At 54.2% G+C, this 13,401-nt stretch carries 13 protein-coding genes; 1 reads left to right on the forward strand and 12 read right to left on the reverse strand.

All coding sequences use genetic code 11. The features are described from left to right. Positions 1 to 3: 3 nt before the first annotated feature. The 7 genes from Z948_RS0116330 to Z948_RS0116360 form a co-directional block, all read right to left on the reverse strand. A complete protein-coding gene (locus Z948_RS0116330) occupies positions 4 to 681 on the reverse strand; it encodes a response regulator (protein ID WP_025060621.1) in 678 nt (225 codons plus the stop codon). A 353-nt stretch (positions 682 to 1,034) separates the two neighbouring features. Next, positions 1,035 to 2,180 carry an iron-containing alcohol dehydrogenase gene (locus tag Z948_RS0116335; RefSeq protein ID WP_025060622.1) on the reverse strand — a complete coding sequence of 382 codons (1,146 nt, stop codon included), beginning with the start codon at positions 2,178 to 2,180 and terminating at the stop codon, positions 1,035 to 1,037. Between the two features lie 4 nt (positions 2,181 to 2,184). Then, entirely contained in the window at positions 2,185 to 3,558 is a 1,374-nt protein-coding gene (locus tag Z948_RS0116340; protein WP_025060623.1) for an aldehyde dehydrogenase family protein, read from the reverse strand. 3 nt (positions 3,559 to 3,561) lie between these two features. Continuing rightward, positions 3,562 to 4,926, reverse strand: coding sequence for a glutamine synthetase family protein (locus tag Z948_RS0116345; protein WP_025060624.1), 1,365 nt, complete (start codon positions 4,924 to 4,926; stop codon positions 3,562 to 3,564). A 205-nt stretch (positions 4,927 to 5,131) separates the two neighbouring features. After that, complete coding sequence (locus tag Z948_RS0116350; protein WP_211250519.1) at positions 5,132 to 6,166, reverse strand: type 2 periplasmic-binding domain-containing protein; 1,035 nt, start codon at positions 6,164 to 6,166, stop codon at positions 5,132 to 5,134. An 80-nt stretch (positions 6,167 to 6,246) separates the two neighbouring features. Continuing rightward, a complete protein-coding gene (locus tag Z948_RS0116355) occupies positions 6,247 to 7,578 on the reverse strand; it encodes a TRAP transporter large permease (protein ID WP_025060626.1) in 1,332 nt (443 codons plus the stop codon). Position 7,579: 1 nt separating this feature from the next. Next, positions 7,580 to 8,113 carry a TRAP transporter small permease subunit gene (locus Z948_RS0116360; RefSeq protein ID WP_025060627.1) on the reverse strand — a complete coding sequence of 178 codons (534 nt, stop codon included), beginning with the start codon at positions 8,111 to 8,113 and terminating at the stop codon, positions 7,580 to 7,582. 322 nt (positions 8,114 to 8,435) lie between these two features. On the opposite strand from Z948_RS0116360, the gene Z948_RS0116365 reads away from it, so the two are divergent. Then, the gene (locus Z948_RS0116365; protein WP_025060628.1) at positions 8,436 to 9,854 is read left to right on the forward strand and encodes an FGGY family carbohydrate kinase; all 1,419 of its coding nucleotides are present in this window, start codon (positions 8,436 to 8,438) and stop codon (positions 9,852 to 9,854) included. 54 nt (positions 9,855 to 9,908) lie between these two features. On the opposite strand, the gene hemP is transcribed toward Z948_RS0116365, so the two are convergent. The 5 genes from hemP to Z948_RS0116390 all read right to left on the reverse strand — a co-directional run bounded on the left by hemP (position 9,909) and on the right by Z948_RS0116390 (position 13,401). Further along, positions 9,909 to 10,085, reverse strand: a complete 177-nt coding sequence (gene hemP, locus Z948_RS18815; protein WP_081784072.1) for a hemin uptake protein HemP — start codon at positions 10,083 to 10,085, stop codon at positions 9,909 to 9,911. Next, positions 10,082 to 10,273, reverse strand: a complete 192-nt coding sequence (locus tag Z948_RS0116375; RefSeq protein WP_025060629.1) for a hypothetical protein — start codon at positions 10,271 to 10,273, stop codon at positions 10,082 to 10,084. Before Z948_RS0116375 ends, hemP begins: the two co-directional genes overlap by 4 nt. A 116-nt stretch (positions 10,274 to 10,389) precedes the next feature. Then, on the reverse strand, positions 10,390 to 11,376 hold the full coding sequence (locus tag Z948_RS0116380; RefSeq protein WP_425427156.1) for an extracellular solute-binding protein: 987 nt from the start codon (positions 11,374 to 11,376) through the stop codon (positions 10,390 to 10,392). Positions 11,377 to 11,528: 152 nt separating this feature from the next. After that, the gene (locus Z948_RS0116385; RefSeq protein WP_025060631.1) at positions 11,529 to 12,332 is read right to left on the reverse strand and encodes a heme ABC transporter ATP-binding protein; all 804 of its coding nucleotides are present in this window, start codon (positions 12,330 to 12,332) and stop codon (positions 11,529 to 11,531) included. Position 12,333: 1 nt separating this feature from the next. Further along, entirely contained in the window at positions 12,334 to 13,401 is a 1,068-nt protein-coding gene (locus tag Z948_RS0116390; RefSeq protein WP_025060632.1) for a FecCD family ABC transporter permease, read from the reverse strand.

Genomic DNA, 13,401 nt, shown 5'->3' on the forward strand with positions numbered 1-13,401 from the left:
CGCTCAAAGCAGCCCGTATTGCTGGGCAACCAGCGCGGCCTCGCTGCGGCTGGAAACGTCAAGCTTGCTATAGATATTACTGATATGGGTCGCCACAGTATGTTTTGAGATGTTCAAAAAACCACCCACTTCAGGGCGGTTGAACCCTTTTGCCAGCAGCACCAGCACTTCTTTTTCACGCTCGGTGAGCAATGCCCCCTCTTCATCTATGACCTTCCCGCTTTGGGCGGGTTTCATCGGAGGGTCCTGAACCGGGATTGAGCGTTCCCGCATCATCTCTAGCAACCTACGGGTAATCGCAGGCGCAAGCGGCGGCTTACCTTCTAATATCCCCTTAAAGTCTTCGATAAGTGACTCTTTGGGCTGCTCTTTCAGCAAATACCCTTTGGCGCCGTTTTCTAATGCTTTGATCAAACGGCTGCTTTCGTCGTGTATCGTAGAGATAACCACATAGGCGTTGGGCTGGGTCTGCAATATCTCGACGATAAACTCGTCTCCTGATCCATCTGGCAAATTCAGATCAAGAACAACCAGATCATACAAACGCGCATCCAGATGGCGCCGCGCCGCGCTCAAGGTTGCAACACCGTCGATAACAGGATCACTAAAGGCTTCGTCAACGACTTGGGTGATTTGTTGCCGCGCGCCTGCGTGGTCTTCGATGATCAAAACAGTTTTCATTGGGTTAGTTTACCCCCTTGGCATAGTAGATGAACCAGTTCACCTGAACGAGGCCCTCTAGCACAGCAAGACGATAACACCATTGCTGCCAATGTGAGAGGTTAACGCGTGGCCTAGCATTCGATGTGTTGGACCCATTTTCAACCTCGAAACACTCTTAGACCACTAAAATTTTATTCATACTTTTCAAAATACCCGCGCTATATTTTGCGGGTACCCTTTTTCAAAAATTTATTATCCGTCATTTTCGACGTGTCTAACCGTGTTTCACTCTTTGGTAAAAAACAGGCATCACTGCCCCAGCTTGCGCTAGGGCAGTTTCGCGCCTTTGGTCGCGTTCTGGCCTTTGCCGCTTATAGGCAGGCCATCAGCAATTTGGTTGTGTTTTCCTTGGTCATTTCGATCGGGTTACCGCCGGTGCTGGGGTCAATCAGCGCGCCTGCGACGATGCGGTCAATATCGGGATCTTGAACGCCCAATTCAGTAAGCGTTTTCGGGATCGCCATTGAGGCATTGAGATCATCAACAAAGGTACAGAACCCGTCAAACCCGCCCGCAATCCCCAGGTAATTGGCGGCATGGCCAATCACTTCGGTGATGGCGGGTTTGTTGAATTGCAGCACCGCTGGCATGCAGACCGCATTGGTTGTGCCGTGGTGCGTGTGATAGATTGCCCCAATGGGATGCGACAACGCGTGGATCGCGCCAAGGCCCTTTTGAAAGGCGGTCGCCCCCATAGCAGCCGCGCTCATCATATGGGCTCGGGCCTCAATGTCTGTCCCATCGGCATAGGCGCGCGGCAGGTATTCTTTGACCAAACGCATCCCCTCTAGGGCCATGCCCTGCGACATCGGATGGTAATGGGGTGAACAATACGCCTCGACACAGTGGGCAAAGGCATCCAATCCGGTACCGGCTGTAATGAACGATGGCATCCCTACGGTAAGTTCGGGGTCACAGATCACAACTGCGGGAAGCATTTTGGGATGGAAGATGATCTTTTTCTGCTCGGTTTCCGAATTGGTGATGACCGAAGCACGCCCTACTTCGGACCCCGTCCCAGCCGTTGTTGGGACTGCAACTACAGGGGCAATGGCATCCGCATCCGCGCGCGTCCACCAATCGCCAATATCCTCAAAATCCCACAGCGGGCGGGTTTGGCCTGCATGGAATGCCACGACCTTTGCCAGATCAAGCCCCGATCCGCCGCCGAAAGCGACCACACCATCATGGCCACCAGCCTGGTAGGCCGCCACACCAGCTGCTGCGTTCTTTTCATTCGGGTTGGGATCAACATCCGCAAAAATCGCCCGCCCCAGACCTGCCGCTTCCAGCAAATCGAGCGTGCGTTGCGTGATCTCCATATCAGCAAGGCCACGATCCGTGACCAAGAGAGGTTTCTTGATCCCCGCCGCCGCACAAGCATCCGCGATTTCCGATATGCGCCCCGCGCCAAAACGAATGGCCGTGGGATAGGACCAGTTAGACGTCAAATTCATGTGTTCAGGCTTTCTTCAAATGGTAGGATTTTGGACGCGTCAGATTGTGGTAGCCAATGATGGAAAGGCCGCCACCGCGCCCTGTGTCTTTGCACCCTGTCCAGCACAATCCAGGGTCAAGGTAATCAGCTCGGTTCATGAAAACCGTGCCCGTTTCGATTTGATCCGCGATCGCTTCGGCGCGCTGTGCGTCCTTGGTCCAGACCGATGCGGTCAGTCCAAAGTTGCTGTCATTCATCAGGGCAATCGCTTCCTCATCGTTTTTGACAGGCATGATCCCCACAACAGGGCCAAAGCTTTCCTCGCGCATCAGACGCATGGAATGATCCACGTTTGTCAGGATTTGCGGCATCAAATAGGCGCCGCCATCTTGGGGGAATAGCGCCGGATCGATATGGGCCTTGGCGCCTGCTGTGACAGCTTCTGCCGTCTGCGCACGCACCTCATCGGCAAAGCGCACATGCGCCATTGGCCCCAGCGTTGTTTCACTGTCCAGCGGGTTACCCAGCTTGTAGTCAGAAACAACCGCGACCGCCTTTTCCACAAAGGCGTCAAACAGGCTTTCGTGAACATAGATCCGTTCAATCCCGCAACAGCACTGGCCCGAGTTAAACATCGCGCCGTCAATCAACGTATCAACAGCCGCATCCAGATCCGCGTCTTCCCTCACATAACCGGGGTCTTTGCCGCCCAGTTCCAGCCCGACACCTGTAAAGGTACCTGCCGCGGCACGTTCCATCGCCTGTCCGCCCCCGACCGAGCCTGTGAAATTCACAAAATCAAACGCTTTGGCCGCGATCAAATCCGACGTTGTTTGGTGATCCAGAAATACGTTCTGGAAAACATCCCTGGGCACGCCCGCCTCGTGAAAGGCAGCCGCCATGCGTTCCCCCACAAGCAAGGTTTGCGAGGCATGTTTCAGCACAACAGTATTCCCCGCAATCAACGCAGGTGCGACCGTGTTGATCGCCGTCATATAGGGGTAGTTCCACGGCGCCACGACCAGCACCACACCATGGGGAACGCGTTTGATCACCCTTCGAAAGGCGCTGCTATCCTCAACCTCAATCGGGGCAAGCCCCTCGTGCGCGATAGCGGCCATATGGCTGGCACGTTCGTTAAAGCCGCCAAATTCGCCGCCATAGCGCACAGGGCGCCCCATCTGCCATGCCAGTTCGGGCACGATGTCATCATTCATCTCGCCGATACGGGCCACCCCTGCCTCAACGAGGGCAATGCGTTCCTCCAGCGGGCGCGCAGCCCATGCGGATTGCGCCTGTTTGGCCTGTGCTGTTACCGCCTCTGCCGCCTCGCGCGACAGCGCCTCGCGTTCAGCGTAGACAGACCCGTCAACGGGTGAAATGCAACGGATTGTCATGGTTTATGCCCTTTCAAAGCCGCGTCTGATTTCCCAATCAGTTACAACGCGCTCATGTTCTTCAATTTCCACCTCGGCCGCGCGGGCGTAATGGGTGATGACTTCTGCGCCAAAGGCGTCTTTCAACATGTCCGAGGCCAGCAATGCTTCGCGGGCATCACGAAGGTTTCGCGGGATGTGCCGTTCCTCATCGTTCGCATAGGCATCGCCCTTGAACGGTTCTGACAAAGGTAGCTTTTCCTCGATCCCCTTCAGACCCGCCGCTAGGATTGCCGCTTGAGCCAGATAGGGGTTCATATCCGCCCCTGGTGTGCGGATTTCGATGCGGATCGATTTGCTATCCGCGCCGCATAGCCGATAGGCGGCGGTGCGATTGTCTACCGACCAGACAACCTGCGTGGGGGCAAATGTTCCTTTGGCGAAACGTTTGTAGCTGTTCACGTATGGGGCAAGGAAATAGGTGTAATCATGGGCGTATTTCATCAGCCCCGCGATATAGTGATCCATCAGTTCGGATTTACCGATCTCGCGGCTTGGGTCATGAAACAGGTTCTGACCATCTTTCCAAAGGGATTGATGCACATGGGAGGCGCTGCCAACACGGTCCTGATGCCATTTCGGCAAGAATGTCGCCGCCACCCCGTGTTGATGGGCGATTTCCTTTACCGCGTGTTTTGCCAATGTATGGTGATCCGCCGTCAAAAGAGCATCGGCGTATTTGATGTTGATCTCTTCCTGCCCTACCTCGGCCTCGCCTTTGGACCCCTCAATCGGCAGGCCCATCGCATACAGCGCATTGCGCACGGGGCGCATCACATATTCTTCCTTAGAGGTTTGGAAGATGTGGTAGTCTTCGTTGTAATTCGAAATCGGCGTTAAATCGCGAAACCCGTTTGCAAAAATCTCGTCATGGGTGCCTTTAAACAGGAAGAACTCCAGCTCGGTCGCCGTGACGGGCGATAGCCCCTGCTCTTCCAGCCGCGCGATCTGCGCTTTGAGCATGGCGCGGGGTGAAAACGGCACTTCCTTGTGGGTGTGGTGATCCAAAACGTCACAAAGAACCAAGGCACAGCCATCCTGCCATGGGGCAAGGCGGATCGTGCCCAAATCAGGCTTCATGATATAGTCGCCATAGCCGCTCTCCCACGAGGTTGAGGCGTAGCCCTCAGGCGTTGCCATCTCGAGGTCGGTGGCCAGCAGATAGTTACAGCAATGGGTTTCTTCCCAGCCAGAATCGACAAAGAATTGCGCCACAAGGCGCTTGCCCATCAGGCGGCCCTGCATGTCTACAATACAGGCAAGAACCGTATCAATTTCGCCTGCCGAGACCTTGGCTTTCAGGTCGTCAAAACTCAGTGTTCCGGGCATGTTATTTCCACCTTAAAGAGTATCTCGTTTATGCGTATTTAACGCCTTGGGATTTGTCCATATCTCTATGGAACGATAAGCAAACGCTATGGGCGCCACCTATGAAGACGAGGGGTTGGTTTTGTAAAACCACAAGGATTGGTTTGTGATTTGTCGGGAATGAAAACTGGCGCATAGATACGCCCTATACGCCAGTTTCAATAGGTTAGCGGTAAGGGTAGCCCGCTTTTTCCATGGTCGCAGCATAGGTTTTAAAGGCATCGACAACCCGTTGAGGGCGCCCACCTTTTGATGCGATGTCATCCCAGAACTTTTCGGAATCCGCGACAACTGTGCTCCACTCTTCTGCAGGGATCGAGGTCAGCTCCATCTTATCGCCCTCAACCCGCAGTTTGGCCTCGCCACCCCAATACCATTGGGCGCGATAATAGTGCGACTGGTCGATGGTGATCTTGAACAGCTCTTGCAGATGCGCAGGCACTTTGTTCCAGCTTTCGGTATTGGCAAAATATGAGCCAAACCACGCACCGGTAACCGAGTTGGTCAACGCATAGTTACAGATATCGGCCCAGCCGACCTCATAAGCTTCGGTAAAGCCACACCATGCCACACCGTCAAGCTCGCCTGTTTGCAGCGCGACTTCGACATCGTCCCATGGCACGGTCACAGGGATCAAACCGTATTGAGACAAGAAACGGCCAGCCGTCGGAACCCCGAACACGCGCTTGCCGCGCATATCGGCAAGTGAGTTGATCGGGTCTTTTGTAAAGATATGCAGCGGATCCCACGCACCGGCAGATAGCCACGTGACGTTATCGACCTCGTCATAGGCTTCTTTCCAGATTTCGTTCAGGCCATAGTAATTGAACAATGCAGGCACATCCAAAGAATAGCGTGTGGCAAAGGGGAAATACCCACCAAACACCGAGATATCGACAGGCGACGCCATGGTCGCCTCGTCAGATTGAACAGCATCCAGCGTCCCATTCTGAAGCGCGCGGAACAGCTCGCCCGTGGGGACAAGCTGATCTGCGTAATACAGCTCGATCTCCATCGCGCCATTGGCGGCGGTGTTAAACGCCTCAATCTGCGGTTTGATCACATGGGCCCCCAGAGGCGCACCAGAATAGGTTTGCAAACGCCATTTTAGCGCGCCCTGCTGGGCGATCACCGGAGGAGCAGCAAGCGTTGCCGCAGCACCAACAGATGCTGTGGTCAGAAATTTACGACGTGTTGCCAGAACTTTATCTGACGCGGTATTCTTGGTTTCTTCAGTCATTCGAGTAACCTTCCTGTCGGGTGAATTATATTCTGAGGTGGTCAATTCCGCACAAGCTCTGGCAGCCAGAGCGCGATTTGTGGGAAAATCATTACCAAGGCAATCGTGAAGGTCATCATCGCGACGAACGGCCAGATTGATCGGTAAATATCGGTAAGGGAAATCTCTTTTGGGGCCATGGCCCGCATTAAAAACAGGTTATAGCCAAAGGGCGGCGTAATATAGGCGATCTGGCAGGTCATGGTGTAAAGCACGCCAAACCAGATCATCTGGTTCTCAAAACCCAGATCCAACGTTTTGACCAAGGGCACATATAGCGGCGCAACAATCACCAGCATGGCCGTGTCATCCAGAAACATGCCCATCACAACAAAGCTGATCTGCATCATGATGATGACCTGCCACGGGGTCAGCTGCCAGTTGTTGATAAACAGGTTTTCAATCGCACGCACCGCGCCGATACCATCAAACACCGCGCCAAAGGCCAAAGCTGCCAGGATCAGCCATAAGAACATGCAGGAAATCCCAAGGGTTTTCTTGGCCGTTTCATGCATCATCTTGAACGAAAACCGCCCCTTGAGGATCGCCGCGACTGTGGCAGAGGTTGCGCCGACTGCGGCGCTTTCGACTAATGATGTGATCCCCATGACAAACAGGCCTGTCATCAAAAAGAAAATCGCAAAAGGGATGATCCCCGCTGAAAGCAGCTTTAGCTTTTCAGACATCGGGATGTTGAGCTCTTCATCGCTTAGGACTGGCGCAAGGGACGGGTTCATTTTGACCCGCAACTGAACGTAAATCACAAACAAGCCAGCCATCAATAATCCCGGCACCAATCCCGCCAGCCACAGCTGGCTCACAGGTTGGCGCGCGATCATTGCAAATAGCACCATCACAACCGATGGCGGCACCAGAATGCCCAGCGAAGACCCGCCCTGTACAACACCGGTAATCAGAACTTTGTCATACCCACGGCGCAGCATTTCGGGCAAAGCGATGGTCGCGCCAATCGCCATACCCGCCACCGACAGACCATTCATGGCCGAGATGATCACCATCAAAAAGATCGTGCCAATCGCCAAACCACCGCCCATGCGCCCCATCCAGACGTGCAACATCTTATAGAGATCTTCGGCAATGCCTGCCTCGCTTAGGACATAGCCCATGTAGATAAACAAAGGCAGCGTAAGCATCGGGATCCAGTTGAACAGCTTGAAAGTCGCTGAAAACGGGATTTCGATCCCGCCGTTCCCATAGAGCAAAAGCACCATAATCGAGGCGACAAACCCGATGGCAGCAAACACACGCTGGCCCGTCAGCAGCAGCACCATCATCGACGCAAACATCGTCAGAGCAATCAATTCATGGCTCATATTATTGGCTTTCCTCACCCGCATTCAACGTCAGAGGAATGCCACGCAGCACACTGATGTGCTTGAAAATTTCTGAAATTACCTGAAGGATCATCAGGCCAAGGCATGCAACCATCAACGCCTTGATCGGGATCAGCGACGGGTTCCACATCGAAAAACGCCGCTCGCCGGTCTGGATGGCATATTCAAGGGATGAAATCCCCCCGATCAACATGATGACAAGGTAGAACAGCAGGCAAAAGATCGTGACCAGATCAACACCCGCCTTGCCCCGTACCGATAGCCGATCATACAGCAAATCCATACGCACGTGATCGCCGTCTTTGATGGTCTTGGCCCCGCCCATGAAATAATAGGCGGCCAGCACAAATTGCGCCAATTCGATACACCAATGCAGATAGATTTTTAGCCCGCTTGTTACAGCATCCAGCAGCAAAATCCCGACCATCGCAAAAATCAGGTACATGGCAAAAATGCCGACCAGATTTGAAATGCGATCCATCCACCGCACATATATTTGTATGGCCTTAGGCATAGGCGCGCCTCACGACGAGAGAAGTTTTTGGATATGAAAATGACCAGACCGCAGAAGGGCCCCTATCATATGCTGCCGTAATCAGCCGTATTCTTGGCTTTACTCGCATGAGCGCTCTTTTAGTATTTCTAGCAAATTCTTGACCAATTAGATTTTTAAGCAGACTTATATTTAACGACAGCAGACGGCAGGATTGCACAATTAGTCAACACATTTGTGACCATATGGTCAAAAAATACGTTTTCCATTGACCGTTCGGGCGCGCTTTGAGCAAAAAGAATGCAGGGACAGCTCCCTAATCGCGGAATTTGAACGAGGGAAGATGACCTTACTGGCAATAGATCAAAGCACGACCTCAACGACGGCTTTGCTGTTTGATGTATCGGGCGGCGTTCGAACCGTTCATCGCGCAGACCACAAACAGATCTATCCAAAACAGGGTTGGGTCGAACATGATCCGTTAGAAATCCTTGGCCATATCAGGCGCTCCCTTGACGCTGGAAAAGAACAAGGCGCGCAGGCCTTTGCCCTCTCAAACCAAGGGGAAAGCTGTTTGGCGTGGGATCGTAAGACGGGTGATCCCATCAGCCCGATGATCGTCTGGCAGGACAACCGGACCGAAGCCGCCTGTAAATCGCTTGAACTACATCATGGGAACACCGTAGCGCAGCGCGCCCGCCTGCCGCTATCCCCGTATTTTTCCGCCGCCAAGCTGGGTTGGGTTTTGCAAAACATCCCCGCAGCGTCGGACCTTGCAAAAAACGGTCGCCTTGCGTTGGGGACCAGTGATGCGTTTTTTCGCGATCAGCTCACGGGGCGATTTGAAACAGATGTCGCCACGGCCTCGCGTACCTCCCTAATGAATCTGGAAACCTGCCAATGGGACCCCCAGCTTTGTGAGGTTTTTGGCGTCCCTATCGCGTGTCTGCCCAAGATCACAGATTGCAGCGGGGATTTAGGAGCCGCGCAAGGGCTGCCCTTAGCCGCTGCAATTGTTGACCAACAAGCGGCCCTTTACGGGCACGGTGTATCTCACAGAGGCGAGAGCAAATTCACCTTTGGAACTGGTGCCTTTGCCCAAACTTTTGTGGGCCCCGATTGCCCCCCTTTTGCGCAGGGCGTTGCCCCGACTGTCGCTTGGCGTGAGGTGGGGCAAAAAACGGTTTACGCGCTGGATGGTGGTATCCACACAGCCGCTGCTGCCGTGAACTGGGCCCGCGACCTAGGGCTGTTTCATGAATTTTCCGAATTGGAGGGCTTTTGCGGTCACGCATTGGAACGCGGTTTGGCATTTGTTCCCGCTTTGGCGGGGCTGGCCTGCCCCCATTGGGACAATAACGCAAAAGGCACATGGCTGGGCCTGTCCCTTGGGACGACAAAGGCGGATATGATGCAGGCTCTGCTGGAAGGCATCGCCTATCGCGCAGCCGAGGTCTGCGCAGCGATGGAACAGGTTGTGCCCCCAAATGGCGCGGTTTTGGTCGATGGCGGCATGTCTGCAAACCCATGGTTTTGCCAGCTTCTGGCCAATGTCACTGGCCGCAGCATCAAGGCCGCACAAATGAGCGACATAACCGCATATGGCGCGGCAAAGATGGCTGGTAACGCGCTTGGGCTGGAAATCCCCTCAAAGGCGGCGCGATCGGTGTTTGAACCGGAAGCGGGGTTTAGCCCCCAAATGCAGCGTTTTGAAGAAGCGCGCAATCTGGCCCAAAGCTGGCTTGCAAAAGCGCCCGTTTGATCAAAGGATTGGGTAGTGCACAGGGCAATTTTCGATCTCCCCTGCCCCTTTCCTCTATTTGGTCAGGATCAGCTTTCCCGCCCGCGTGATGCGCAAGGTATAAACAGCCTCATCCAGTACCAAACGCGCCTGCCCGTCCTTTTGGACGATGTCGCGCACATCATATGTTGGCATCAGATCCTTCTCAGGCAGCTGCGCAAGGTTGCTTGGTGGTTTCGTAATTGCGGTCATGGCCTGTTCCCTTGCAAATAGTCCAACAGCGGTTCGAAATTTGTGTCGCAAAGGTAGTGGCCGCTGAGGCCTGCCTGCATTGCCTCATCGCGGCAGCGATCAACAACCCGTAGGTTTTCCGCGTGGGAATAGGCCGTGCGTTCAGGTGGCTGAAAGGCCGTTCTGCCGCGATTTATCTGATTTGTCATTCTAGCGTCCGCAGGTTCGGGAATTGTCCGGGCTGGCCTGTGGGCGTGGCTAGGTAATATCAGCTTTGTAAAAACCACGGGCAACGAACTGCCCGTAGTTGTTTCGATCTATGAATTTATTTCCAACCGACTTCGTTAAAAATCTTTTGCGCTGTCGGTACATTCTTGGCGACATTGCTCAGGTCCACCGCGTCTGGGCGGAACAAACCAAGAGCCGCAACAGATGCGCTGAGGGAAACGCCAGGCACTGCTGGGTATTCGTCATTCCCAGCCGAGAAATACTGCTGTGCTTGATCGCTGGCGAGGTATTCCAAGAACTTGATCGCGTTCTCTTTGTTTGGCGCATGTGCGGCAACACCGGCACCGGAAAGGTTCATGTGGGCCCCTTCGGCGTTTTGCGCAGGAAAGATCCAGCCGATGTTTTCACGGGCATCCGCAGGCAGGCCCTTAACGTCTTTGCGGATCGAGCGGGCAAAATAGTAAGTGTTTGCAACCGAGATATCGCACTGGCCTGACACGATCCCGCGCAGCTGGTCTGTGTCACCCCCTTCTGGATCGCGGGCAAAGTTGTCTACAACACCCTGCGCCCAAGCTTTGGCAGCCTCTTCACCGTGGTTTTCGATGATAGAGGAAAGAAGTGTTTGGGAATACACGTTCGAGGACGAGCGGTGGCAAACCATGCCTTTGTAAGCGGGATCTGCAAGCGAAACGTAATCCTGTGGTGGGTTCGCAACATCGGCTTTGTCATAGAAAATGATGCGCGCACGCTGGCTAAAGCCAAACCACTGGTTTTCAGAGTCTTGCAGGCTCGCTGGAATACGCTTTTCTAGGACATCACTGTCGACAGACTGAAGAACGCCCGCGCCCTTTGCGCGTTCCAGACGGGATGTATCAACCGTCAGCAAGATATCAGCAGGAGAGTTCGCTCCCTCGGCGCCCATACGTGCGATCAATTCGTCCGCTTTACCTTCGATACGGTTGATTTTGATACCTGTTGCTTCTGTGAAATCAGAATACAGGCGCTCATCCGTGTCGTAGTGGCGCGAGGAATAAAGGTTTAGCTCACCTTCGGCGAAAGCAGCGGTAGAGCCCAGAGTGACCATTGCGGTGGTCAACGTCGCGGCCAGTTTTGTAAAGGAACGTTTCATAGTTAGTCCTGTCAGATATGTTTACAAAAACACTCAGATACTATTTTTCCGCCAAATGCAACATTACTTACTAATTTAGTCAGCTAAATGTGGCGCGCTTTGAATACTCAATTACCCTGCTTTTGAAACGCCCCTTCTTGCGCCATTTGGGGCAGCAAAAACGGAACGCCGTGTTCCGGTAGGGCATTGGTTTTTAAGCGGCAATTATAGGCACGCGACAGGGTTTCATCGGTAAACACATTTTTCGGCGTGTCGCTGGCGATCAATTCGCCCCCCGACATCATAAGAACGCGATCTGCATACATCGCCGTTAAGTTCAAATCATGCATAACGGTAATCACACCGCCTCCAGCCTGAGCAAAGTCCTTCATGATTCGCATAACCTGTAACTGGTGGCCGATATCCAAACTGGACACAGGCTCATCCAGAAATAGCCAACGTGGCATGCCTTCTTCGAAGGGCAGCCAAACCTGTGAGAGAACCCGCGCCAGCTGAACGCGTTGCTGTTCGCCACCTGAAAGGTCTTGATAATGCCTGTTGGCGTAGCTCTCTAATCCGACGCGCATTAGGGCCGCTGTTGCGATGGGGTCAAACCCGCTGGAACGGCTGCGCTGCAATCCCATGCGAACCACTTCGATCACCGTAAACGGGAATGCCAATGTGCTGGCCTGTGGCAGCACCGCGCGGCGGGAGGCCAAATCCCATGCGGCCATGGATTTGATGTCTGCCCCCTGCAAGGACACAACACCTCCATAATCAACATCCCCTGTGACAGCCCGCAGGAGGGTTGTTTTTCCGGATCCATTCGGCCCGACAATTGCGGTCACTTCGCCTGCATGCGCCTCGAATGAGACGCTTTCAAGGATAGGGGTTTTGCCAAAGGAAACTGAAATTTGCTGTGCTTTGATCATTTTACATATCCATAATTCCGCGTTTGCGCAGGAGTATCCACAAAAACACAGGCGCCCCCAAAACAGCCGTCACAATACCGATCGGCAATTCGGCGGGGGCGATGACGACACGGCTGATCATGTCGGCCAGCAACAGGATGCTGGCCCCCAACAGGGCTGCATTGATCAACAGGGTCCTGTGATCTGGACCAGACCACAAGCGCAACACATGGGGCACAACGATCCCGATGAAACCGATCCCGCCAGACACTGCCACAGCAGCGCCCGTCGCTGCGGCTACGGTCAGAATGGCGATGTTTTTCATGCGCTGCACTGGAATGCCGATGTGATGGGCTGTCGCTTCGCCCATCGCAAGCCCGTTCAAGCCCCGCCCCTGTGTGCAGGCAATGCCAATTGCGATAACAATCAAAGGTCCGCCAACCAAAACTTTTGCCCAACTTGCCCCCGCAAGGGAGCCAAGCCCCCAAAAGGTCAGATCGCGCAGCTGGTTATCATCGGCAGCATAGACCAACAGACCCGTTGCCGCCCCAGCTAAGGCTCCTAGGGCTATGCCTGCCAATAACATCGTGGCAACAGATGTTTTCCCACCGCGCGTTGCAACACGGTACAAAACCATGGTCGAAATCCAGCCCCCTAAAAATGCGGCCACGGGAACAAGATAGGTGCCTGTTAGCGCCGCCACCCAAGCCGGCAGCACCCCGCCCAACACAATGGCACAGATCGCCCCCAGTCCCGCGCCCGCACTCACCCCAACCAAACCAGGATCAGCCAGCGGATTGCGAAACAACCCTTGCATCACGGCCCCCGAGACAGCCAGCGCTGCCCCCACACAAATTCCCAAAACCAATCTGGGCGCACGGATGTCCCATAAAACGACGGCTTCGGTTTGGGTTAAGGGCTGACCTTGGACGATTTTTGCAAGCGCCCCCCAAAGAGATGTGCCCGATGCCCCTGTTGCCAAACTGGCCACGCTGATCACGCACAGTAATGCCGCCAGCCAAAGATGCATAAGGCGCGCTGCCTGCATCCGATCTATCGGGCGCGACGGGGTGTCGGACATCGCTACCAT

This window comes from Sulfitobacter donghicola DSW-25 = KCTC 12864 = JCM 14565 (genome assembly GCF_000622405.1).
Taxonomy (GTDB): domain Bacteria; phylum Pseudomonadota; class Alphaproteobacteria; order Rhodobacterales; family Rhodobacteraceae; genus Sulfitobacter; species Sulfitobacter donghicola.

Coding starts and splice junctions, on each gene's coding strand:
- Z948_RS0116330 (WP_025060621.1), bottom strand. CDS start 681: ATGAAAACTGTTTTGATCATCGAAGACCACGCAGGCGCGCGGCAACAA.
- Z948_RS0116335 (WP_025060622.1), bottom strand. CDS start 2,180: ATGAATTTGACGTCTAACTGGTCCTATCCCACGGCCATTCGTTTTGGC.
- Z948_RS0116340 (WP_025060623.1), bottom strand. CDS start 3,558: ATGACAATCCGTTGCATTTCACCCGTTGACGGGTCTGTCTACGCTGAA.
- Z948_RS0116345 (WP_025060624.1), bottom strand. CDS start 4,926: ATGCCCGGAACACTGAGTTTTGACGACCTGAAAGCCAAGGTCTCGGCA.
- Z948_RS0116355 (WP_025060626.1), bottom strand. CDS start 7,578: ATGAGCCATGAATTGATTGCTCTGACGATGTTTGCGTCGATGATGGTG.
- Z948_RS0116360 (WP_025060627.1), bottom strand. CDS start 8,113: ATGCCTAAGGCCATACAAATATATGTGCGGTGGATGGATCGCATTTCA.
- Z948_RS0116365 (WP_025060628.1), top strand. CDS start 8,436: ATGACCTTACTGGCAATAGATCAAAGCACGACCTCAACGACGGCTTTG.
- hemP (WP_081784072.1), bottom strand. CDS start 10,085: ATGACCGCAATTACGAAACCACCAAGCAACCTTGCGCAGCTGCCTGAG.
- Z948_RS0116375 (WP_025060629.1), bottom strand. CDS start 10,273: ATGACAAATCAGATAAATCGCGGCAGAACGGCCTTTCAGCCACCTGAA.
- Z948_RS0116380 (WP_425427156.1), bottom strand. CDS start 11,376: ATGGTCACTCTGGGCTCTACCGCTGCTTTCGCCGAAGGTGAGCTAAAC.
- Z948_RS0116385 (WP_025060631.1), bottom strand. CDS start 12,332: ATGATCAAAGCACAGCAAATTTCAGTTTCCTTTGGCAAAACCCCTATC.
- Z948_RS0116390 (WP_025060632.1), bottom strand. CDS start 13,401: ATGGTAGCGATGTCCGACACCCCGTCGCGCCCGATAGATCGGATGCAG.